General features: G+C 45.7%; 28 protein-coding genes and 1 riboswitch. Of the genes, 8 read left to right on the top strand and 20 right to left on the bottom strand.

Annotated features, from left to right (window positions below; all coding sequences use genetic code 11):
- Positions 1 to 85 precede the first annotated feature (85 nt).
- The 3 genes from efp to ACWJJX_RS12275 all read right to left on the bottom strand — a co-directional run bounded on the left by efp (position 86) and on the right by ACWJJX_RS12275 (position 2391).
- Complete coding sequence (gene efp / locus ACWJJX_RS12265) at positions 86 to 643, bottom strand: elongation factor P (RefSeq protein ID WP_003153123.1); 558 nt, start codon at positions 641 to 643, stop codon at positions 86 to 88.
- A 24-nt stretch (positions 644 to 667) separates the two neighbouring features.
- Positions 668 to 1729, bottom strand: coding sequence for a M24 family metallopeptidase (locus ACWJJX_RS12270; protein WP_003153122.1), 1062 nt, complete (start codon positions 1727 to 1729; stop codon positions 668 to 670).
- 131 nt (positions 1730 to 1860) lie between these two features.
- Complete coding sequence (locus ACWJJX_RS12275; RefSeq protein ID WP_003153121.1) at positions 1861 to 2391, bottom strand: YqhR family membrane protein; 531 nt, start codon at positions 2389 to 2391, stop codon at positions 1861 to 1863.
- Positions 2392 to 2612: 221 nt separating this feature from the next.
- On the opposite strand from ACWJJX_RS12275, the gene ACWJJX_RS12280 reads away from it, so the two are divergent.
- Together ACWJJX_RS12280 and ACWJJX_RS12285 are read left to right on the top strand one after the other, a co-directional pair.
- Entirely contained in the window at positions 2613 to 3569 is a 957-nt protein-coding gene (locus ACWJJX_RS12280; protein WP_003153120.1) for a DUF1385 domain-containing protein, read from the top strand.
- Between the two features lie 34 nt (positions 3570 to 3603).
- Complete coding sequence (locus ACWJJX_RS12285; RefSeq protein ID WP_003153119.1) at positions 3604 to 3999, top strand: SA1362 family protein; 396 nt, start codon at positions 3604 to 3606, stop codon at positions 3997 to 3999.
- On the opposite strand, the gene ACWJJX_RS12290 is transcribed toward ACWJJX_RS12285, so the two are convergent.
- The 3 genes from ACWJJX_RS12290 to ACWJJX_RS12300 all read right to left on the bottom strand — a co-directional run bounded on the left by ACWJJX_RS12290 (position 3996) and on the right by ACWJJX_RS12300 (position 6350).
- Entirely contained in the window at positions 3996 to 4871 is an 876-nt protein-coding gene (locus ACWJJX_RS12290) for a patatin-like phospholipase family protein (protein ID WP_003153118.1), read from the bottom strand. The two genes, ACWJJX_RS12285 and ACWJJX_RS12290, sit on opposite strands and share 4 nt — an antisense overlap.
- A 114-nt stretch (positions 4872 to 4985) precedes the next feature.
- Complete coding sequence (gene mntR, locus ACWJJX_RS12295) at positions 4986 to 5414, bottom strand: transcriptional regulator MntR (protein ID WP_007408338.1); 429 nt, start codon at positions 5412 to 5414, stop codon at positions 4986 to 4988.
- A 99-nt stretch (positions 5415 to 5513) separates the two neighbouring features.
- The gene (locus ACWJJX_RS12300) at positions 5514 to 6350 is read right to left on the bottom strand and encodes a lipoate--protein ligase family protein (protein ID WP_003153114.1); all 837 of its coding nucleotides are present in this window, start codon (positions 6348 to 6350) and stop codon (positions 5514 to 5516) included.
- Between the two features lie 193 nt (positions 6351 to 6543).
- On the opposite strand from ACWJJX_RS12300, the gene ACWJJX_RS12305 reads away from it, so the two are divergent.
- Entirely contained in the window at positions 6544 to 6924 is a 381-nt protein-coding gene (locus ACWJJX_RS12305) for a rhodanese-like domain-containing protein (protein ID WP_007408335.1), read from the top strand.
- Positions 6925 to 6976: 52 nt separating this feature from the next.
- Here ACWJJX_RS12305 and gcvPB read toward each other — a convergent pair whose 3' ends face one another.
- Genes gcvPB through gcvT form a run of 3 tightly spaced genes read right to left on the bottom strand, consistent with a single transcriptional unit; the run spans position 6977 to position 10906 of the window.
- Positions 6977 to 8452 (bottom strand): aminomethyl-transferring glycine dehydrogenase subunit GcvPB, encoded by a 1476-nt coding sequence (gene gcvPB, locus ACWJJX_RS12310; protein WP_014305403.1) that lies wholly within the window; start codon positions 8450 to 8452, stop codon positions 6977 to 6979.
- Entirely contained in the window at positions 8445 to 9791 is a 1347-nt protein-coding gene (gcvPA, locus tag ACWJJX_RS12315; RefSeq protein ID WP_454023006.1) for an aminomethyl-transferring glycine dehydrogenase subunit GcvPA, read from the bottom strand. Before gcvPA ends, gcvPB begins: the two co-directional genes overlap by 8 nt.
- Before the next feature lie 14 nt (positions 9792 to 9805).
- Positions 9806 to 10906 carry a glycine cleavage system aminomethyltransferase GcvT gene (gcvT, locus tag ACWJJX_RS12320; RefSeq protein ID WP_326375330.1) on the bottom strand — a complete coding sequence of 367 codons (1101 nt, stop codon included), beginning with the start codon at positions 10904 to 10906 and terminating at the stop codon, positions 9806 to 9808.
- Positions 10907 to 11084: 178 nt separating this feature from the next.
- Positions 11085 to 11185: riboswitch (glycine riboswitch) on the bottom strand.
- Between the two features lie 144 nt (positions 11186 to 11329).
- Between gcvT and ACWJJX_RS12325 the strand changes: the two genes are divergently transcribed.
- The 4 genes from ACWJJX_RS12325 to sinR all read left to right on the top strand — a co-directional run bounded on the left by ACWJJX_RS12325 (position 11330) and on the right by sinR (position 14531).
- Positions 11330 to 13000, top strand: a complete 1671-nt coding sequence (locus ACWJJX_RS12325; protein ID WP_060562612.1) for a DEAD/DEAH box helicase — start codon at positions 11330 to 11332, stop codon at positions 12998 to 13000.
- A gap of 17 nt (positions 13001 to 13017) precedes the next feature.
- Positions 13018 to 13812, top strand: coding sequence for a YqhG family protein (locus ACWJJX_RS12330; RefSeq protein WP_014305407.1), 795 nt, complete (start codon positions 13018 to 13020; stop codon positions 13810 to 13812).
- A gap of 176 nt (positions 13813 to 13988) precedes the next feature.
- Positions 13989 to 14162: an anti-repressor SinI gene (gene sinI, locus ACWJJX_RS12335; RefSeq protein ID WP_003153105.1), complete on the top strand. Its 174-nt coding sequence runs from the start codon at positions 13989 to 13991 to the stop codon at positions 14160 to 14162.
- 33 nt (positions 14163 to 14195) lie between these two features.
- Positions 14196 to 14531, top strand: a complete 336-nt coding sequence (gene sinR, locus ACWJJX_RS12340) for a transcriptional regulator SinR (RefSeq protein WP_003153104.1) — start codon at positions 14196 to 14198, stop codon at positions 14529 to 14531.
- Between the two features lie 47 nt (positions 14532 to 14578).
- Here the strand turns inward: sinR and tasA are convergent, their stop codons facing one another.
- The 3 genes from tasA to tapA form a co-directional block, all read right to left on the bottom strand.
- The gene (gene tasA, locus ACWJJX_RS12345) at positions 14579 to 15364 is read right to left on the bottom strand and encodes a biofilm matrix protein TasA (protein WP_007408329.1); all 786 of its coding nucleotides are present in this window, start codon (positions 15362 to 15364) and stop codon (positions 14579 to 14581) included.
- A gap of 63 nt (positions 15365 to 15427) precedes the next feature.
- Entirely contained in the window at positions 15428 to 16012 is a 585-nt protein-coding gene (gene sipW / locus ACWJJX_RS12350; RefSeq protein WP_012117977.1) for a signal peptidase I SipW, read from the bottom strand.
- Positions 15984 to 16655 carry an amyloid fiber anchoring/assembly protein TapA gene (gene tapA / locus ACWJJX_RS12355; protein ID WP_182069277.1) on the bottom strand — a complete coding sequence of 224 codons (672 nt, stop codon included), beginning with the start codon at positions 16653 to 16655 and terminating at the stop codon, positions 15984 to 15986. Before tapA ends, sipW begins: the two co-directional genes overlap by 29 nt.
- A 258-nt stretch (positions 16656 to 16913) precedes the next feature.
- Between tapA and ACWJJX_RS12360 the strand changes: the two genes are divergently transcribed.
- Entirely contained in the window at positions 16914 to 17243 is a 330-nt protein-coding gene (locus tag ACWJJX_RS12360; RefSeq protein WP_003153097.1) for a DUF3889 domain-containing protein, read from the top strand.
- Positions 17244 to 17282: 39 nt separating this feature from the next.
- Here the strand turns inward: ACWJJX_RS12360 and ACWJJX_RS12365 are convergent, their stop codons facing one another.
- Genes ACWJJX_RS12365 through comGA form a run of 8 tightly spaced genes read right to left on the bottom strand, consistent with a single transcriptional unit; the run spans position 17283 to position 21438 of the window.
- Positions 17283 to 17462: a YqzE family protein gene (locus ACWJJX_RS12365; RefSeq protein WP_003153093.1), complete on the bottom strand. Its 180-nt coding sequence runs from the start codon at positions 17460 to 17462 to the stop codon at positions 17283 to 17285.
- Positions 17463 to 17518: 56 nt separating this feature from the next.
- On the bottom strand, positions 17519 to 17896 hold the full coding sequence (gene comGG, locus ACWJJX_RS12370) for a competence type IV pilus minor pilin ComGG (RefSeq protein WP_182069279.1): 378 nt from the start codon (positions 17894 to 17896) through the stop codon (positions 17519 to 17521).
- Positions 17897 to 18292, bottom strand: coding sequence for a competence type IV pilus minor pilin ComGF (gene comGF, locus ACWJJX_RS12375; protein ID WP_182069420.1), 396 nt, complete (start codon positions 18290 to 18292; stop codon positions 17897 to 17899). It abuts the gene before it with no gap.
- A gap of 13 nt (positions 18293 to 18305) precedes the next feature.
- On the bottom strand, positions 18306 to 18620 hold the full coding sequence (gene comGE / locus ACWJJX_RS12380) for a competence type IV pilus minor pilin ComGE (RefSeq protein ID WP_146284356.1): 315 nt from the start codon (positions 18618 to 18620) through the stop codon (positions 18306 to 18308).
- Positions 18604 to 19041 (bottom strand): competence type IV pilus minor pilin ComGD, encoded by a 438-nt coding sequence (gene comGD / locus ACWJJX_RS12385; RefSeq protein WP_182069281.1) that lies wholly within the window; start codon positions 19039 to 19041, stop codon positions 18604 to 18606. Before comGD ends, comGE begins: the two co-directional genes overlap by 17 nt.
- The gene (gene comGC / locus ACWJJX_RS12390; protein ID WP_003153087.1) at positions 19031 to 19339 is read right to left on the bottom strand and encodes a competence type IV pilus major pilin ComGC; all 309 of its coding nucleotides are present in this window, start codon (positions 19337 to 19339) and stop codon (positions 19031 to 19033) included. The genes comGD and comGC overlap by 11 nt, the downstream gene beginning before the upstream one ends.
- Positions 19340 to 19343: 4 nt before the next feature.
- The gene (gene comGB / locus ACWJJX_RS12395) at positions 19344 to 20381 is read right to left on the bottom strand and encodes a competence type IV pilus assembly protein ComGB (protein WP_063174751.1); all 1038 of its coding nucleotides are present in this window, start codon (positions 20379 to 20381) and stop codon (positions 19344 to 19346) included.
- Positions 20368 to 21438, bottom strand: coding sequence for a competence type IV pilus ATPase ComGA (gene comGA / locus ACWJJX_RS12400; RefSeq protein WP_003153083.1), 1071 nt, complete (start codon positions 21436 to 21438; stop codon positions 20368 to 20370). Before comGA ends, comGB begins: the two co-directional genes overlap by 14 nt.
- Between the last annotated feature and the right edge of the window lie 29 nt (positions 21439 to 21467).

Consider the following 21467-nt stretch of genomic DNA (forward strand, 5'->3'; position numbering starts at 1 on the left):
CTATTTTCATATAGAAGAAAGATTCTGAGGCAGAACGCAAAAAAAAGCCTGCCCCGTAAAAGGAGCAGACTCCGAATTTCTTTAACTACGCTCTTGACACGTAAGAACCGTCTGATGTATTTACAACCAGCGTATCGCCTTCGTTCACGAAGAACGGTACGTTTACGACAAGGCCTGTTTCCGTTTTGGCAGGTTTCGTGCCGCCTGACGCCGTGTCGCCTTTAATTCCCGGCTCTGTTTCAACAACTTTCAGTTCAACTGTGTTCGGCAGTTCAATACCGAGCGTTTCAGACTGATACATCATGATATGCACAGACATATTTTCCAGAAGGTATTTCAATTCTTCTTCGATTTGGTTTTCGTTCAATTCAAGCTGTTCATATGAGCTTGTATCCATGAACACGTGCTGATCGCCGTTGGCATAAAGATACTGCATCGTTTTTGTTTCGATTTGAGCTTTCGCGACTTTTTCTCCTGCACGGAATGTTTTCTCCTGAATAGCGCCCGTGCGCAGGTTACGCAATTTAGAACGGACAAATGCCGCTCCTTTTCCCGGTTTTACGTGCTGAAAGTCAACGACGCGCCAAATGCCGCCGTCTACTTCAATCGTTAGTCCTGTACGAAAATCGTTAACTGAAATCATGTTTGATGTCCTCCTATATTCCGATCACAAAATAATTAATTCTTTAGGGGAATGCGTAATTGTCCGGTTGCCGTCCTCAGTGATGATGATATCATCTTCGATTCTTGCGCCCCCGACTTCCGGTATGTATATGCCCGGCTCAACCGTTACCGCCATGCCCGGCTCAAGGACGGCCGATGACCTGAAAGACAGCCCCGGTGATTCATGGACTTCCATTCCGAACCCGTGTCCTGTCGAATGGCCGAAATACTGTCCGTAGCCTTTTGCGGTGATATGATCCCTCGTCAGGGCATCCGCTTCTTTTCCCGTCATGCCGGGTTTAATATGCAGGACACCAAGCGCTTGGGCATCGTATACGACCTGATAAATCTCTTTCAGTTTATCACTTGGCTCTCCGACCGCGACGGTGCGTGTGATATCAGAACAATAGCCTTTATAATAAGCGCCGAAATCGAGCGTGACCAAGTCTCCCTTTTCAATCAATTTGCCGCTTGCCACTCCGTGGGGAAGGCTGGATCTGACTCCCGAGGCGACGATCATATCAAAGGAAGAGCCGTCTGCTCCTTGACGTCTCATATAAAATTCAAGCTCGTTTGCAACTGAAATCTCTGAGATGCCCGGTTTGATAAACGTCAGAATATGTTCAAACGCATCATCCGCAATCTTCGCAGCTTCCTCTAATATCTTAATCTCTTCACTTGACTTAATCAAGCGCAACTTTTCAACGGAATCCGCGACGGGAACCATCTCCGCTTCCTGCAGCACCGCTTGGTAGGATGCATATGTTCCGTACGTCATGCTGTTTTGCTCGAAGCCGAGTTTTTTAATGCCGTACTCAAGAATCGTATCCGCAGCCGTTTGGATTAAGCTTCCGCCGTGCTCGATAATGTCAAAACCCTTCACTTGCGTCTTCGCCTGCTCGGTGTAACGGAAATCCGTGATAAATGCCGCACGTTCTTTCGATATGACCGCAAGGCCTGACGAACCCGTAAATCCCGTCATGTACTGCAGATTGGCGGAGCTTGTCACCAACATTCCGTCTATATCCAGCTGACCGAAAAGATTTCGCAATTTCTCAAGTTTCATTCCCTTTCTCCTCCTCGCCGATTCTTGACTGCCGCCTGACAACGCGGGAGCATCCCCGCCCGGTTTTCAGCATAAAAAATGTTCACTTCTCGTGAACATTTTACCATACCGGACAGGGATTATACACTTATTCACTTGTTGCCGAGCGCCCTTGCAAGCTTGTCTGACGTAAGTTCATTGTAGTTGAAGGAAATTGAGTAGCCGACAAACAAACCGTACAGAATGTAAAGGCAAAGCGTCGTCACGATTGTATCTGATTTCAATTCAGTGACGGATTTCACATCTTCGAAAATCGGATTGAATAAGAAAAAAACCGCACACCATAAAATGACGCCGTACACCATCCCCGGCCACATGGTTTTAAAACGCTTCAGGCAGACGAAATAAATAAACGCCCCGGCAATTGAAATGAATCCGATGACAACGATGCTGACCATCGTGCCCAGCCATTGTTTTTTCCATTCTCCGATCATAAACGGCTGAAGAATCATGTTGGGGCTGATCTCTGAAAAATGAAAGACATACCCGAGATAGCCGATCAAACTCCAAAATACACCGCCGGCAAATCCGATACCGCAAATTCTGCCGGTAAATGAAACAGGCTGCTGATCATCATCCTGCTTCTTTTTTTCTTCCTGTTCTGAATGTTTTTCGCTTGTCATCATGGCACCTCCAGTCATAGACTGCCCAAAAATTGAAAAGTCATAAAAAGCTGCGCCATATTTTCATTCAATGAGTAAAATCTAAAGAAACGGGGTATACTGCATGTAGAAAAAGCATTGATTTTCCGGCTGTCTAACTAGAGGTTTACCGCGGTTTCCTGTACAATAGAGTGAAAGGAAATGGTTAGTAAATCCTAAGAAAACAGGCAGGTTGATAAACAATGTCCAAACAAAAAACGCCCCCTGCATACGGCGGGCAGGCTGTCGTTGAAGGGGTAATGTTCGGCGGCAGAAAAAATTATGTTACCGCCATCCGCAGGAATGACGGAAGCATTGATTTTTTCAAGCTTCCGAGAGTGCCGAACGCCAAGCTTTCGGCTTTAAAAAAGATTCCTTTTTTGCGGGGAATCGTCGCCATCATTGAGGCGAGCGCCAACGGCACAAAGCATTTAAACTTTTCCAGCGAACGTTACGGGCTTGATCCTCAGGATGACGCCAAGCTGGAGCAGGAAGATAAGAAGGGTTCCGGCTTATCGATGTTTTTCAGCCTGGCGGTGATCGGCGTTCTGTCGTTTTTGTTCAGCAAATTCGTTTTTACGCTCGTCCCGGTCTTCTTAGCGGAGCTTGTAAGGCCCGTATTTTCCTCAGACGCCGCGCAGATCGGAATCGAAAGTCTGTTTAAGCTGATTCTGCTTCTCGGCTACATTTATTTTTTATCAATGACGCCGTTAATTAAAAGAGTGTTTCAATATCATGGAGCCGAACATAAGGTCATAAACTGTTATGAACAGAATTTGCCAATTACAATAGAAAATGTTCAGAAACAGTCACGGCTTCATTACCGTTGCGGTTCAAGCTTTATTTTATTTACGATCATTGTCGGCATGTTCGTCTATTTACTCGTTCCGACAGATCCGCTTTGGGTGCGGATTTTAGACAGGATTGCGCTTATACCGGTCGTTCTCGGCATCTCCTTTGAAGTGCTCCAGCTGACGAACAGAGTACGGAATATCCCCGTTTTGAAAGTGCTCGGTTATCCCGGCCTGTGGCTGCAGCTTTTAACGACAAAGGAACCGGCGGATGACCAGGTCGAGGTTGCCATAGAAAGCTTTAACGAGCTTCTCAGACTGGAAGACATTTCAGAACAGAGCGAAAAGCCGTCTCACAACGTAATCTGAACCGTTACCGTTATTATTTTGGAGGTGGGCAGTTATGAATCATCGTGTACAACCTTTTTTTGCTGTATTGATAGCGCTTGGCGCATTCGGTTTCATTTATGCGGCGGTAACCAACCCCGGGCAGATGATTTCAAGAGCAATCACCGTTATTATCGCAGGCATTATTATTTATTTTATCGTGAGGACGGTCCTGAACCGACGCACCGGCCGTGACGGAACCGCTTTCAAAAAAGCGGCCAGACAATCGCGGCTCCGAATGAAGGAGCAAAAAGCGAAGCACCGCGCCGGACACAGAGGCCGGGTCAGCCATTTGCGGAGCGTGCCGAGCAGCAGCAGACCGAAGCCGATGATTCTTAAGAAAAAAAGCCAGACCCAGCTTACCGTCATAGAAGGCAAAAAGAATAAAAAGAAAAACAGAGCGCTTTTTTAATAGCTCCATTGCTTCAAAAATTGCTCTGTTCTGCTTTTTCCTAGCTCAATGAGAGCTAGTTTTTTTTGCGGTGTGAGATGAAACTCCGTCGCCATCACATGTTCCACCGGAATAAAAATAATATTCTGTTCGTACTTTGTCGCGATATGCCTGGCATCATGAGCGTCTTTCATCGTTTCAAACAAAGCCCCGAACAGCTCAAAAGCGTTGCGGATTGATTTTTTCGGGCGCTCTTTTTCGTTGGGCGAAAGCGAAATTCCGATGACCGGCCGTTTGCGTTCTTTTGAATACAGCCAAATCGGGAAATTGCTTAACACGCCGCCGTCAACGACCGTTGAGGTGCCTTTTTCGGTCTTCAGTTTTATCGGTTCAAAAAAATAAGGAATGCTGCAGCTCATTCTGACGGCTCTGGCAACCGGGAACATCTCCGGATTTAATCCGTAGCGGGGAAGATCGTCAGGAAGCACGATCATCGTTCCGTTCGTCAGATCTGAAGCGATGAGACGGAGCGAGCCTTTTTTCAAATCACCGAACGCGATGATGCCCTTCGCTTTTAATTTATCCGCAATCCACTTTTCCAGCATATCGCCTCTGTATAGTCCGAGGCGCCAATATATCGACACCCACTGCAGGATTTTCAGCGGGAGAAATGAGTATCTCTGATCAAGCAATTGCCTTCCGTCCACCTCATCTATGATGGAATGAACCTCTCTGCTCGTATAGCCCGCAGCGATAAATGCGGCAATAATCGCGCCGGCGCTTGTTCCGGCGAGCCTTTCAAAGCGAAAGCCCTTTTCTTCCAGCGCTTCATAAGCGCCGGCAAGCGCCACCCCTTTTATCCCCCCGCCCGAAAATACGCCGTCAATCTGCATAGCGCGCCCTCTCCCTTCCATCTCAAGGTGTATTATTATTTTAAGAAACGGCTGGGCGAAATAGACCAAAGAATGAAGACATTAAAAAAAGGGCGCCCCATTTCGGGCTGCCCTTTATTCACCGGGATTTTCGGTTTTTTTCTGTACGGATTTCAATTCTTTTTTCCGGCTTTCGTCATCTTCAAAATACTGAACGAGGTCGCCGATGCGGTCAATGCTGTTCCAGCTCAGATGATGTTCGATTCCTTCAACATCATTGTAAATCTTCTCTTCATCAACACCAATGATTCTTAAAAACTGCTCAAGCAATTCGTGTCTGTATACGAGCCGTTTGCCGATCTTTTTGCCTTTTGACGTCAATACGAGCCCGCGATATTTTTCATAAATCAAATACTCGTCTTTATCTAGTTTTTGAACCATTTTCGTTACAGAGGAGGGGTGGACTGCCAAAGCTTCCGCGATATCAGAAACCCGTGCATATCCTTTTTCTTCTATCAGCATATAAATCTGTTCAATATAATCTTCCATACTTGGTGTTGTCATAAGTAACCCTCCCAAAAAGCACCTTAACTTTATAAACCATTACAAGTTTACACTAACGGTCATGAAAAAACAAGGATGCTTCCGGTCTGTCAAGCCTTATCAGCGCTTATAATTCCATTCATCAGACGCGTATTTCGTCTCAGCCAGCTCATTGACAAATGCAAGCTCTTCAGACGTGAGTGTGTAAGGCTCAAGATGAATGTTCAGCCCTTCCTCAAAACCGGCTTTAAAAGCGATTCTGGCCTCATCCATCGTTACCCGTTTCGGCGCTAAGGCGTTGATGGCTACCGCTTTGTTTTTGAAATTCCGCTGCATGCGCTCACGGACTCTGTCGCTCGGATATAAAAACAGATCAAACAGCTTATCCTCATCAATGTCAAGCAGGATGGAACCGTGCTGAAGAATGACGCCTTTTTGGCGTGTCTGTGCGCTTCCGGCAACTTTCCGTCCTTCGACGACCAGCTCATACCACGAAGGGGCATCAAAGCAGACGGACGAGCGCGGATTTTTCAAGCTTTCTTTTTCTTTCTCCGTTCGCGGAATCGCAAAGCAGGCATCAAGTCCAAGGTTTCTGAATCCCTGCAGAATACCTTCTGAAATCACCCGGTACGCCTCTGTCACCGTGGCCGGCATTTCCGGGTGATCCTCTGAAACGATTACGCTGTATGTCAATTCTTTATCATGCAGAACACCCCGTCCACCTGTCGGTCTTCTGACAAACCCGAGGCCGTGTTTATGTACTGCGTCAAAGTTAATTTCCTTCTTAATATTTTGAAAATACCCGACAGACAAAGTTGCCGGATTCCAGCCGTAAAAACGGATCACCGGAGGAATTTTTTTTTGGCTGTGCCAATATAAAAGCGCTTCATCCAGCGCCATGTTAAATGCCGGGCTTTCATTCCCTGAGTCAATAAACCGCCATGTTTCTTTTTCCATACACTGAACCCTTCTTTATCGTTTTAATAAAATCAGTTTAACAAACTGCCTTGAAAATGAAAAATATTTCGTTTCATTAAGGATGACAATCGCTTCATGCTTTACTATAATAGTATTTGTCCCAAAACGTCCGGTAAGCCTTGTTTTCAGGAAGCAGGGTTTTGATTTTATAAGCTAAAGGAGTAGAATTGCATTGTCTAATATGATTGCTTTAATTATTGTTGCGGCGTTTATCGTTTATATGATCGTTTCGTATTTTTACCAGCAGCGTTTAATGAAAACACTTACGGAAGAGGAATTCCGCGCGGGCTACAGAAAAGCGCAGCTGATTGACGTCCGTGAACCGAATGAATTTGAAGGCGGCCATATTCTCGGCGCGCGCAACATTCCGCTGTCACAGCTGAAACAGCGCAAAAGTGAAATCCGTCCTGATAAACCCGTTTATCTGTACTGCCAAAACAATGTCCGCAGCGGACGCGCGGCACAGACGCTCCGCAAACACGGCTGCAAAGATATTTACAACCTGAAAGGCGGATTTAAAAAATGGGGCGGAAAAATTAAAGCAAAAAACTAATCATGAAAAAAGAGCTGTCCGTTTTATACGGAAGCTCTTTTTTTATACCGTGTCAGCGGCTGACGTCAGGTGTACGTTCGTATTTTAAAACCGGCTTTCTTGCCGCCTTGGTTTCATCCATTCTTTTGACAACTGTTGTATGCGGCGCCTCCTGAACGATTTCAGGCGATTCCTCCGCTTCCCGCGCAATTTGAATCATGGCATCTATAAACGCATCAAGCGTTTCCTTCGATTCCGTTTCCGTCGGTTCGATCATGATGCTTTCTTCAACATTGAGAGGAAAATACACAGTCGGCGGATGATAGCCGAAATCCAAAAGCCGTTTGGCAATATCAAGCGTTCTTACGCCGAGCTTTTTCTGCCTTCTTCCCGATAACACAAATTCATGCTTGCAATGACGGTCAAACGGGAGATCATAATAAGGCGCGAGTCTTCTCATCATATAATTTGCATTTAAAACCGCGTTTTCGGTCACAGCTTTTAAGCCGTCAGGCCCCATGGAACGGATATACGTGTAGGCTCTGACATTAATGCCGAAGTTGCCGTAATAAGGTTTTACGCGCCCGATCGACTGCGGCCGGTCATAATCAAAAGTCAAACGGCCCTCTTTTTTCGTGAGAACGGGTTTCGGCAGATACGGAATGAATTCTTTTTTCACTCCGACCGGCCCTGAGCCCGGTCCTCCCCCGCCGTGCGGCCCGGTAAATGTTTTATGCAGATTAAGGTGAACGACGTCAAATCCCATATCTCCCGGTCTTGCTTTACTTAAAACGGCATTTAAATTCGCTCCGTCATAATAAAGCTTTCCGCCGGCCTGATGGACGATTTCAGCCATTTCCGTAATGTTTTCTTCAAATAACCCGAGGGTGTTCGGATTCGTCAGCATCAGCGCCGCTGTTTCTTCGTTTACCGCTCTTTTCAAATCTTCAATGTCAACCAGCCCGTGCTCATTTGACTTAACGGTAATCGTTTCAAAACCGGCGACCGTGGCGGATGCCGGATTCGTACCGTGGGCTGAATCAGGGACAATCACCTTCGTCCGTCCGAAGTCTCCCCGCGCTTCGTGGTAGGCGCGGATCATCATCAGGCCGGTCCATTCGCCGTGAGCGCCCGCCGCAGGCTGCAGCGTCACCTCGTCCATGCCCGTAATCTCCTCCAAGTGTCCGCTTAAATCGTATAAAAGCTCAAGCGCCCCCTGAACCGTGTCCTCGTCCTGAAGCGGATGAATAGCGGAAAAACCTGCGAACCGGGCAATCTTTTCATTTAATTTCGGATTGTATTTCATCGTACAGGAGCCGAGCGGATAAAAGCCTGAATCAACTCCGTGGTTTCTCTTAGAAAGAGCGGTATAATGCCGCATAATATCAAGCTCTGATACTTCCGGCAGCTTTGCGTCTTCATCGCGGATATAGTCACCGGGAAGAAGGCTTTCAAGCTCTGTTTCCGGCACATCAAGCTCCGGAAGGCTGTAACCGACACGCCCTTCGCGGGACATTTCAAAAATAAGCGCCTGATCTTGATTATTCATGTTGATCCCCCAATCCCGCAATAAGCGAATCGATCTCTTCTTTCGTTCTCAGCTCTGTGACGGCAATCAGCATATGCTGATCCAGTTCCGGATACGCAAGACCTAAGTCATATCCGCCGATGATGCCGTCTTGCAGGAGCCGCCGGTTTGCTTCCTTGACGGGAAGATTCAGCCTGACGGCAAATTCATTAAATATCGGGCCGTCAAATGCTACGTGCAAGCCGGCTTTTTCCGCGTGGCGTCTCGCGTAATCAGCTTTCAATATATTTTGGCGGGCCATGTCTTTGACGCCGTTTTTTCCGAGCGCCGTCATCGCGACTGAAGCCGCTAAAGCATTCAGCGCCTGATTTGAACAAATGTTAGACGTGGCTTTGTCTCTTCTGATATGCTGCTCGCGCGCCTGAAGGGTGAGAACAAAACCTCTTCGCCCGTTTTCATCCTCCGTTTGGCCGACAAGCCGGCCCGGCACCTTTCTCATCAGTTTTTTCGTTACTGCAAAATAGCCGCAGTGCGGGCCGCCGAACGCCGCAGGTATGCCGAAAGGCTGCGCGTCTCCGACGACAATATCAGCTCCGTATGCCCCGGGCGGTGTCAAAATACCGAGCGCGAGCGGGTTTGAAGAAACAATCAGCTGGCTGTTTCCTTTATGTGCGAGCGGCTCAATGTCCTTTAACGGCTCGATTTGTCCGAAGAAGTTCGGATACTGAACGATCACGGCGGCCGTCTCATCACAAACGGCATGTTCCAATGCTTCAAGATCTGTGACGCCGTTTTTCGCGGGCACCTCTACAACCTCAATATATTGGCCCTTTGCGTATGTTTTCAAAACATCCCGTGATTCCGGATGAACGGCTGCGGAAATGACGATTTTTTTCTTTTTCGTATGTCCCGATGCAAGCATCGCCGCTTCCGCAAGCGCCGTTCCCCCGTCGTACATAGAGGAGTTTGCGATATCCATTCCCGTTAATTCACAGATCATCGTTTGAAATTCAAAAATCGCCTGCAGCTCCCCTTGTGAGATTTCAGGCTGGTAAGGCGTATAAGCCGTGTAAAACTCTGATCGGGAAATCACATGATCGACGATAACCGGCTGATAGTGATCGTACACTCCTGCGCCCAGAAAAGATGCATATGTAACAGCGTCTTTATTTTTCGCCGCAAGCTTTGTCAGCTCTCTCGTCAGCTCCGTTTCAGATTTTGCTTGTTTAATTTGGTAGTCTTTTTGAAACCTCACATCTTCCGGAATATCGGCAAACAGTTCATCAATTGTTTCTGCGCCGATGGCTTTCAGCATTTCTTTTTTATCCTGTTCTGTCGCGGGCAAATATCGATGCTTCATATGACTCTCCTTTTTCAGTTCTGTTTTGGACGTTTATAAAACGGTGTGCGGACAACCTTTGCTTTTACCGTTTTTTTACGGATTTCCACTTCTACTTCCGTTCCGACTTCACTGAATTCCGTTTTGATTAAGGCAAGGCCGATATTTTTCTTTAAAGTCGGAGATTGCGTGCCTGTCGTGACTTCCCCGATCGGAACACCGTCTTTTTTCACGGCGTACCCGTGTCTCGGAATCCCTTTTTCAATCATCTCAAGTCCGACCAGCTTTCGCGGGGCTCCTTTTTCTTTCTGTTCGCGCAATACAGATTTCCCGAAAAAATCGGAATCTTTCTTGTGTTTCACGGCAAATCCGATTCCGGCTTCAATCGGTGTAATATCTTTCGTCAATTCCTGACCGTATAAAGCAAGCTTCGCTTCAAATCTCAGCGTATCACGGGCGCCGAGGCCGCACGGAACGAGGCCTTCATGCTCTCCCGCTGCAAGTATCTCCTTAAATAGATGAACCGCATCTTCATTTCGGCAATATAACTCAAACCCGTCTTCACCGGTATAGCCTGTTCTTGAAAGCAGGACTTGGCGTCCGGCAACGTCCGCCTCGTCAATAAATGCAAACGGCTTTAAGGAGGACAAATCACATTCAGTCAGCTTCGCAAGAACCGACTGAGCATTCGGCCCCTGAACGGCAAGCAGTGAAATCCCGTCAGACTGATTCGTCAGCGTGACGTCGCCTTCCGCATGTTCCGTCAGCCAGGCGATGTCTTTTTCAATATTAGACGCGTTTATCACGAGCAGATAGCAGCTCTCGCTTTTCTGATAGATCAGCAAATCATCGACCGTACCGCCGTCAGGATAGCACATGGCGGTATAAAGCGCGTTTCCCGGCTTTAAATCGGCAACGTCATTTGTCATCATTTTTTGCAGAAAAGACAGGGCGTCTTTACCGGATACTTCAACTTCCCCCATATGAGACACATCAAACAGTCCTGCTTTTGTGCGGACGGCTTCATGCTCCTCTTTAATAGAAGAAAATTGAACCGGCAGCTCCCATCCTCCAAAATCAATCGTTTTTCCGCCGTATTCTTTATACACGTCATAAAGCGGTGTTCGTTTCAGCATCATCTTCCCCCTTCAGTCATTGGCGCATTGTAAAAACATATAAAAAAGGACAGAGAAACACCTCATGAAAATGAAGGTTTCTCTGTCCCGGCACCTGAAAGTTTACTTTATGAACATATCATAAAGACGTCCCCTTTGGTGGCCTGCTTCTTCTAAGTGCAGACACTCTCCAGAGTTGCGTCGAGCAAGAGTTCTTTTGCCTGAGAGATTCACTCCGCAGTTTGCTCCTTCGGCGCCCGGACGCCCATCTTTCGTCCGAGTCTCTCCCCTTGCTGTCATTCGCTCATATTTACCAATTTTATGGACATACTAAAGCAATATCTTTTAGTGAAATCATTACTTATATCCTACCACCCTCATTTACGTCCGGCAACAAAAATTATGATAAATCAGTTTTTTAAAAGAAAGGCGGTTTTGTTACATATGACAGCAGAGATCATATTTGATGCAAACTGGCCGGGAGAGTTTTCTGAGCGGCTGAAAACGGACGGTCCCTGGTCAAATTGGGAGATGTACAAACTGTCAGCTGAAGTCCAGCAGACCCTTGCCATTCCTGAATTCGAAGGGTTGAGGGCTCCTTTATACCTGCCCGATTTCACTCCGCTTCCCCATCAGCTTGAGGTCGCGCAGAAAGTCGTTGAAAAAATGAACGGCAAGGCGATTTTGGCTGATGAAGTGGGGCTCGGAAAAACGGTGGAAGCAGGCCTGATTTTAAAAGAATATATGATTCGCGGGCTGGCCAAGAAAATCCTGATTCTTGTGCCGGCATCACTCGTTTCCCAGTGGGTGAAAGAGCTTCAGGAGAAGTTTTTAATACCCGCTGTTGAACAGAAGAAAAGCTATGTGTGGGAACAGTGCGATATCGTCGTTTCTTCTATTGATACGGCCAAACGCTCCCCTCACAAAGACATTGTCCTTTCTATTCCGTATGATCTCGTCATTATTGACGAGGCGCACAAGCTCAAAAACAGCAAAACGAAAAATTATGAATTTGCGAGAAGTCTTGTGAAGAAATACTGCCTGCTTCTGACGGCGACGCCGATTCAAAACCGGATCGAAGAAATCTTCAATTTAGTGTCACTGTTAAAGCCCGGCCATTTAGGAAACGAAAGCGGATTTCAAGAAACCTTCAATCAGAAGGACGGGATTGACGCTCATGAGCATTTGAAAGAACTCGTCAATAAGGTGATGATCCGCAACACGCGGAGCGACACCGGCCTTACATGGACGAAGCGCCACGTGGAAACAGTGCCGATCACCTTTTCACCGACGGAACAGGCGCTTTACGATGACATTGCCGCACTGAAAAACGGCACGGAAAAGCCCGCAAGCGCATTTTCCATTATGACGCTGCAAAGAGAGTGCTGTTCAAGCCGGGAAGCCGTGTATATGACGCTCAAAAAAATGCTTGACCAAAAAGACAAACAAGCGCCCGCATTCGATGAACAGACGATCGCTAATTTAATGGACCGCATCAATCAAGTCACGCAAAACTCAAAAGCGATTCAAGTTGTTGACTTGATCCAAAAGATTAATGACAAAGTCATTATTTTTACTGAATACAGGGCGACACAGATTTACCTGCAATGGTTCCTTCAGCAGAACGGCATAAGCTCCGTTCCGTTCAGAGGCGGATTTAAACGCGGAAAAAAAGACTGGATGAAGGATCTCTTCCGCGGCAAAGTGCAGGTGCTGATCGCTACAGAAGCAGGAGGCGAAGGGATCAACCTGCAATTCTGCAACCATATTATCAATTATGACCTCCCGTGGAACCCGATGCGGCTTGAACAAAGAATCGGAAGGATTCACAGACTCGGTCAGGAAAGAGATGTCCATATCTACAATATGGCGACAAAACATACGGTGGAAGAGCATATCTTAAAACTTCTGTATGACAAAATTCATTTATTTGAAAATGTCGTCGGAGAATTAGATGACATTTTAACAAAAATCAAAGTGAGCAATTTTGAAGACCATTTGCATGATATTTTATGCCATTCGCTGACAGAGGAGGAAATGAGAATCAAAATGGACAATCTCACCTCTTTTCTGTCGTACAGTACGGAAAAGCCCGCCACAAAAAAAGGCTCTTAAAAAGGAGGAAGCGCGACATGAGACAGCAGGAGGTTCACCAATTTTTACTGCGCTTTTTTGAAGCGAACCACTGCCCGATTACAGAACACGGGCCGGGTTTTATGACGGTTCAGTTGACGGTCGAGATGGACAAACAAATTATGAACCGCCCGTTTTATTGGCATTGGCGTGAAAAAACGGGCGGCGAACCGAACCCGATGAAGATTACGTTCATCACTGATAAAGAAACGGCTCCGGAGGATATGGACGGCGAGTTTATTTACTTTGGAGCCCCGCGCCTCTTTCAAATCTTTCAAGCAGTTAAACAAAATGGGAGATTTACAAGAATATATGAGAAAATTGTATCAGCCGGAGCCAGAGTGCCGCTTCAGCCCTGGCTTGGATTAAATGTAGTGATTTCATACCAATCCGACATGAAAAAAGACAGACTTTTGTCTTTAGGCCTGCATCTTGTTTCTGGAACAATTATAGAAGGGTTTCAGCAGAAGCTTGCACCGCTTCCGCTGACCTCGCAAATATCAGACTATTGCTTTACCATATCGCCGATGATTAAGCCGGAAAGCGGGATTAAAAGGATGGAGCATTACTTAAAAGACGCTGCCGCCAAAGAGCCGTCAGACTGGGCTGACAGCGCGATCGCCAGATGGAAAAAGGACCTCAGGCTGCTCGATCAGTTTTATGAGCAGACAGAAGAAAAACCTGAGGAATACCATTTGGAAAAACAAGCGCTGAAAGCCTTATATCAGCCGAAAATTCACATTCAGATTGAAAACGGCGGTTTATTTTTCCTGCAAAGTAATTTTTCTGGATAAGCGTTATCCATTCGACACCTTTCCCGTTTTTTCTGGAAATTCTATATTATAATAAAAGTATATAGAAAAAATTTCTGGCGTTTCGCATGCGATGAATCACTTCCAGACATGTAAAGATAAGGTCATGGGCGGATTGGCTGAAATACATAAACAAGTATTTTAGGAGGAGAAAATGCATGAAAAATGCAAAAATGGAATTTTCGCAATTAGATAAGGAATGGGTTGAGCTGATATTAGAAGCCCAAAAAGCAAATATCAGCCTAGAAGAAATACGCAAATACCTGCTTTCGCATAAAAAGTCTTCTCAACATATCCAGGCAGCCAGAAGTCATACCGTAAATCCTTTCTGAATGTGCTATAATATCACAAGGAAGGTGATGACATTGATTGGCCAGCGTATTAAACAATACCGAAAAGAAAAAGGCTACTCACTATCAGAACTAGCTGAAAAAGCTGGGGTAGCGAAGTCTTATTTAAGCTCAATAGAACGAAATTTACAGACGAACCCCTCCATTCAATTTCTCGAAAAAGTCTCCGCTGTTCTGGACGTCTCGGTTCATACTTTACTTGATGAAAAACATGAAACCGAATACGATGGTCAATTAGATAGTGAATGGGAGAAATTAGTTCGCGATGCGATGACATCCGGGGTATCAAAAAAACAATTTCGTGAATTTTTAGATTATCAAAAATGGAGAAAAGCGCAAAAAGAGGAGTAGTGCCGCCATATGTGCACAACTCCTCTTTTAACTGTCCGACTTTCGGATTAGTTTTTATCCTCACTGTGAGCCTTTTCATTTTCCTTGACGTAACCGTCTTTATCCGTATGATCTTTCGTAATGGTCAAGCCGTTCCATTGCGTTGCTTCAAAAGAGAATTGAAGAGAAATCGCATTGCCTTGGAACTTGTTTTGCACACTTAATCCGTCCGCAGTTTTTGCGGTGTCATTTTTAAATTGGATTTCCATTCTCACCTGGTCATAATCAGCAGGCGTTTTCGGAACTCCGTCGTACTCAGGAGCTGTTTTGCCGTTAATGGTTGCCACATTGACTTTTCCGCTCTCACTCAGGAATTTCGGATCAATGTGCTTGCTGATCGCTTCGGCAGCTGCTTTATCCTGTTTTGTTGACATTAAGTATAAGTCTTTCAGGCTGGCCGCCTTTAAAATGATATTTTTAGGATAGCCGTTGCCCCCTTCTTTACCGACTGTCAGAACCGTAATTTCAAACTGGCTGAGGAAATCCTCCGCAGATTCATTTCCTTTCTTTGCTCCTTTAAAGTCAGTAAAATTCAAAGCCATCAGCACTTCTTTAATGGCAAGTGAACCGTTGTTTCTGAATTCAAAATCTTTCGTCAATTTATCACCTGGTTTTAAGTTTGACAAATTGACATTGGCTGATTGTTCTTTAGCCGATAAATCAAGTGTTCCTGACGCAAATGTAGCGTCCGTCGACTTCACATCATTAAATGCGGCCCATGTGCCTCCTCCTACTAATGCTAAACCGAGTGCGGCAGAGGCAACGCCCAAGCTTAATTTCTTTTTCATACCCATGTTTGTACTCCCCTTACTTTTTATTTTTTGTTATCAAATCCTGTCGCCAGGTTGCAACCGTATTCATGTGGAGATGGTTCCCTTTTTCGCATGTTCTTCCAGCGCTTTCGTTTTCCGCTCAATATCGCGGAGGGCGCTGACGATGACTGTTATTGAGTAAATCAAAAGCATGACGCCGGGAACGATTAACAGAATCGCCGTTCCGATCGGCTGGCTTGCCAAATGTATGACATATCCTGCATACGGAAGCTGATATCCCGTATACTGGGCCGCCACTTTTTCAGCTTGAACGGGTGCGGCATCCGGGGCGGCATTATGGTCCCCTTTTGTCTCAAACAGCAGGTTCCCGTCCTTTTTTGTGATCCCGATTATTCTGTGTGTGACGGCTGTTCCGTCATCTTGCGTAAAGGTGATCACATCCCCTTTTTTTAAGTCATTCACGTCAGAAATTTTCTTTACCGCTATGAGCGAACCCGTCTTAAATTCCGGGTCCATTGAACCCGACAGCACGGATTTCAGCGTATAGCCGAAGATGGCCGGCTCACCCCCGGAAGCCCGGGTCGAAATCACCGTTAACGTCAGCACAATAATCAGACTGAAGATGACGGCATACAAAATATTACTGATCAGTTTCAGCGTTTTTTTCATGTTCTTCCCCGCTTTCTTTTACCGGCTCAGCCGGCTCTTTCTCCGTTTTCTTTAGATCAGAAACGGTTGCCTGTTCCCGGCATTTGACGAGTTTCATCGGTTTTGACCACTCAAATTTTTCTTCGTCCGCCGGATACCCTTCAGGCTTGTAAACCTTGAATGCGTATATGCCCGGCTGCAAAGACCGCTTTGACTCAATTTTATAAATCGTTTTGCTTTTTTTATCAGTAATAAGCCCTTTATCCACAACATTGCCGTTTCGTAAAGGCTGCTGCTGAGAAGCGATTTTATGGAGCTCCCATTTCCAGTCAGAAACAGTCCGCTCTTTTCCCTTATTCTCCAGCTCGGCATAGAGTTGAAGCGGCGCACACACGGTGCCTGACGTATCAGTTTGATTTGTTATATGTAAATCACTCTGATCCCAGCGTTCGTCATAACGGCAATCGTCATCCGTATATTGAAAATCTCCGCACGTTTGAACCGGGAGACTGAAGCTTTTCACATCATTGAAGGAGGAACTTGTATCACCTGTTAACTGAGCACATATCGTCACGGACAGGCAAAAAATGAACGAAAGCCGTAAAAATAGCATCATCCGCCATCTCACCTTGCCCTTTTTTTCCATTCGCAACCATCGGAACATGCCTTACCCCCTGTAAAACTGTTAATAAATATGACAACCGTTCTTTTTAAAGAACCGCATGAACAAAGTATAATCAAGGATTATCGTCTTGAAAAATGTCAAAATCGGTCAAATTGTTCGTTTTTAAGAATGGTATCTTTCAAAAACATCGTTTTGCTTCAAATTACACACCTTTTTGGAATTTTTTCTAATAAAACGTGAGAAAATAACGAGGTGACTAGAACAAAATGGAAAGTATATACAGCGAAAGGACGAAGAATGATGATCACACAAAGTCTGATTTGCCTTTCTCTTCTTGTTTTCGGGGTTTCAGGAACAGCTCAGGCGGAAACGGTGCCTTATTATGCTGTTCACCATAAATCAAAATGGGAAAAGTTAGCAGAAAAAGAAGCTAAAAAAAGATATCCGCTCGCCCAAACATTATTTATTCAAAAGGTGTGGGATCGGAAAAGAACGGATGAAGCAGTCAAACAATACCACTTGACATTGCGGGATGGCGCAAAAGAATTTGGTGTGTTTGTTACGATTTCTTTTAATCCCTACAGCCAAAAGGTAAATAAAATTGCCGTCATTGAGGAATACCAATAAGGCCCTCCTGATACAGGAGGACCTTTCGTGTGATTCACTTTATTTTTTCCGCTGCATCCACAGCTTAAAACTGTACGGCAATATTCCGAACCAGTGCTGAGAAGCCGGCACTTTCTTTTCTTTCCGCACTTCTTTTCGCTCTCTCCGTTCCTGTTTCGGCGTATCGAAATATTTAACGAATTGCTCAGTCATATATTTTACATAATCATTTGTTTTCACGGCTCTCACCTCATAGTGCTGTCTTTACTATGAAGTGTTGTCCCGCCGCCTCTTTTTTATACTTCCGTCCATTGAATCAGCTGTTTCTTCTTCTGATCGAACAAAAGGTGAGCCTCGCGTCTCGTGCCTGACACTGTTTCGGCCTGAATTGTAACCTGAACCGTTTCCCGGCGATCACTCCCGGTGATGTGGAAGGAAACAGTTCCGTACGGAAAACGCTGTGTACCAGTTTGGACCTTTTGTCCCTGTGTCATATGGCGGCTTGACAGCAGCGCGCCGTTTTGGAGCAGATTCTCTCCGATCCAGTACTCCCCGGCCTCTTTCGCAAATGTTTTTCGGGTGATGAAATCAGATGAAGTATAGCTGATGACAAGTAAAACTGCGGCAGAAACAAACAGAATCGCGGGATATATAAAACCGTCAGATTTGTGCATTTAATCACCTTTTAAAGAGCTGTAAACCGGAATGACCGCCTGATTCTTTTTACCTGTAACGCTTGAGATCTCTAATAAGAGCAGGCCGTTTTTCACATCAGCCGTTAATGATGCCGTGTTTTGCAGGATCGGCACGTGGCCTTTTCCGTTTACTCTTTTCCTTATCATCTTATGATAAATTTCAAAACGCACTTCTTCGCCCCCTGTTTTCCGGCATGCTAACGCCCGTCCGCCGTCCGCCGGCTTAGCAGTCTCAGCCTGTTTACATTCGTTCATGATCTGCTGAACGGCAATTTGATGCTCCCGGCTGTCTATTCCGCCGTTATCGGTCCGGTTTGATAAAAACAGATGTAAAATCGGGCCCAGGGTGCCTGATAGGAAAAGACAGACTGCCAAGGAGAACAAAACATTAAGAAGCGTAAAGCCAGTCTGTTTTGAGAATGCTGAGACACATTTCTTTTTCGCCGCGGTCAGCCGCACACACTTTGTAATACTCACCATCCTCCTTCCACTTCACGCTGGGAGACGGCGGCTTTTTTCCGGTCATCATATAAGTGCTGATATGCTTCTGAAGAAGCTGGTACGCTTCCTGGCGATCTTCTATTTTCAGACCATCTGTCAGCATGCCCGTCCAGACCGGAATGATAGACGTCATAAGGAACAGCCAAATGGCCATTGCTGATAGTGTTTCAATAGTAGAGAACCCTTTATTTCCGTTTAGCATGGACATTTCCGCTCCCTAAGTAAACTGTGATCTCATAGGTGAACCCGGCGCTCTTCAATTGAATCTTTCCTCCCGAATTCGGATGGCCTTTTTCATTAAATTCAAGGCTCTCCGGTAAAGTCACAAGTGTAATGTGAAGCGAATCAAAAGAACGCTCGACAATCCTTCCGCCTGACTGCAGTTTGTATTTATGCTCTTTTGGTAGAAAAGTGATTTTTGTTCTTTTATGTTCTGCGATAGCCGTTTCCTGCGCAAGCTGAATATCTTTTTGAAGCTGTTCTGTTTTTTGCCGCACGGCAAGGTGGGTGCAGACCGGCGGAACCGTCGTGAACAAAATCGTCAGCAGGACGGACGCCAGGCTTAACACAATCAGGCTTTCAAGAAGGGTAAACCCGTTTTCTGTCCGCCTGTTATTGTTCAACTGTAACTTCTCCGCCACTAATTAAGATCTGTTTACCATTCGGGCAGGCTGTATTCTTTTTGATATACCCCTCTGATTGTAAATCGTTCATATCCGGCATTTTACCTTCATGGTCGATTTCGTACGCCGTCACTTGGGCTTTCACCATATTCTGCAGTCCTTCACAGCCTTTATGCTGAATGCTTTGATTATGTTTTGTAACGTTAGGAATGGTGATTAAAAGCAGAATGGAAACGATAAATAAAACGATCAGCATTTCAATTAAAGTAAATCCATCTTGATTTTTCAGACGAAGCACTCCCTTACATTTGGTTCATCATCTGGTACATCGGCATCAGCATTGACATGTAGACAATTAAAATCATACCGGCCACAACACCGTAAATGACAGGCTGGAGAATGCCGGTATACTTCGCCGCGTTTTGTTCAAGACGCTCCATCATAAACTGGCTGTACGTATAAAGTTCGCGGTGAAGCAGGCCGTTTGCCTGTCCGTGGCTGACTGCAGCCGCAAGATCTTTTTCATAACACGGATGCCCGGAAAGAGCGGATTCTATGGTTTCTCCGGCTTTCAGACGTGTAATGAGCATCTCTGCTTCTTCACGATAAAAAGGCAGAAAAGATTGTTCTTTAAAAGCTGTTAAGCTGTCATAGATAGAAAGGCCGGATTTCAGAAGACTGCTGAGCTGTAAAGAGAAAAAGTAGCTGTTAAAAAGAACGGCCGCTTTTCCTAAGAGGGGTATTTTCACAACAATGAGCATTTTATCTTGCGGGGATTTTTTCTTACATAAGAACCAAACGTACAAAAACAAGCAGAAAGCGGCGGACAGCGCCAGTGCGCAGGCTTCATGAAAATGCCGAAAAAACGCAAAGATGAAAGCAGTCGCACCGGATGTATTCATATTCATTGATTGATAAATCCCAGAAAACTGCGGAATAATTAAACTTTGCAGGATATAAAACATGACACAGACGGAAGAAATTAAAAACATCGGATACCGGAGCATTTTTTTGATTTGATTCGTCTGCATGAGCTTTCTCTGTAATAATTCGCCGCTTTGTTTCATCGCCCCTGGCAATTCTCCGTGTTTCTCTGCGAAATAGCAGATAGAGACGGCTTCTTTATGAAAAGACAGTGCCTCAAGCACTTCGTAAAACGCATCACCTTCCCTCAGCCGGCGGATTCCGTCCGTCAGCTCTGCAAGCTGACGTTTATGCAGCTGGAGTTTCAGCAGTCTGAGCCCTTCAATCAGACTGTATCCTTTTTCCGTCATTTCACCGAGCCTTTTCAAAAAAGCCGCTTGATCCTTCAACGGCCAGGTTCGTTTAATCCGCTTCATGATACACCCACCGATCGTAATTGTCGGTCGTGACATAGCCGAGCGCGATTCCTTTTCTGATCAGCCTGCGGAGCGTCTGATATTGAAAATTGGCGTGCTCTCCCTTTGCTTCCTGAAAGCATTGGGTAAGGTTTTTCCCGTAGAGCAGTTCATAAATGCCCGCACGGCGTGTCTGCCTGTACATCCGGCAGTACACCGAACAGTTTTCCTCTTTGCAGAACGGACATGTTAAATCAACCAGACGCTGAGCAGCGATGGCAATGACGGTTTGTTCAATTTCTGTCATGTTCACCCCAAACTCCAGCAGTCTGTATATGGCGCCCTTAGCATCCCTTGTGTGCAGGCTTGAAAGAACGAGGTGTCCCGTCATGGCCGCGCGGACTGCGATTTCAGCCGTCTCGGCATCCCTGATTTCCCCTAAGATGATCATATCGGGATCATGTCTTAAAATCGCTTTTAAACCGGCGGAATATGTGACTCCGGCTTTTTCATTCACCTGGACTTGCAACACATCCTCATCTCTTGTTTCTACGGGGTCTTCAAGCGTGACAATCCGCCGGTTGAAATGCCTTTTTGCATAGTTGACAAGCGAGTAAAGGGTGGTCGTTTTTCCAGATCCGGTCGGTCCGGTAAACAGAAGCAGGCCGTGCGAATGCTTCAGAAAGGACAATAGTGCGGCGCCCGCCCCCCGAAATAAAGACAGTTTATCCAGAGGGGGAATCTGCCGCTTAGGCAAAAGCCTGATGACAAGACTTTCATCATTCATTGTCGGCAAGGTTGACATTCTCAAATGAACGGTTTCCGTCGGAAGCGGCAGAGACAATGACCCGTTTTGCGGCTTACGTCTTTCTCCTATATCCATGGCCGATAAAAACTTGAAATGAGAAATAAGCCTTACGCATTCCTCTTTTTTTAAGACTCTTTTTTTCACAAGAGCATGGCCGATGCGAAAATGAATGAAAGCATCCTTTTCTCTCGGCACAATGTGTATATCTGAAGCCCTTGCCGTATAGGCCTCATTTATGATGTTCCTGCTGTATGTTTCAATATTTTTCACAAGACTTTCCTCCTTCCGCACGTATTGTA

The organism is Bacillus sp. YH3-2-B2, assembly GCF_053663335.1.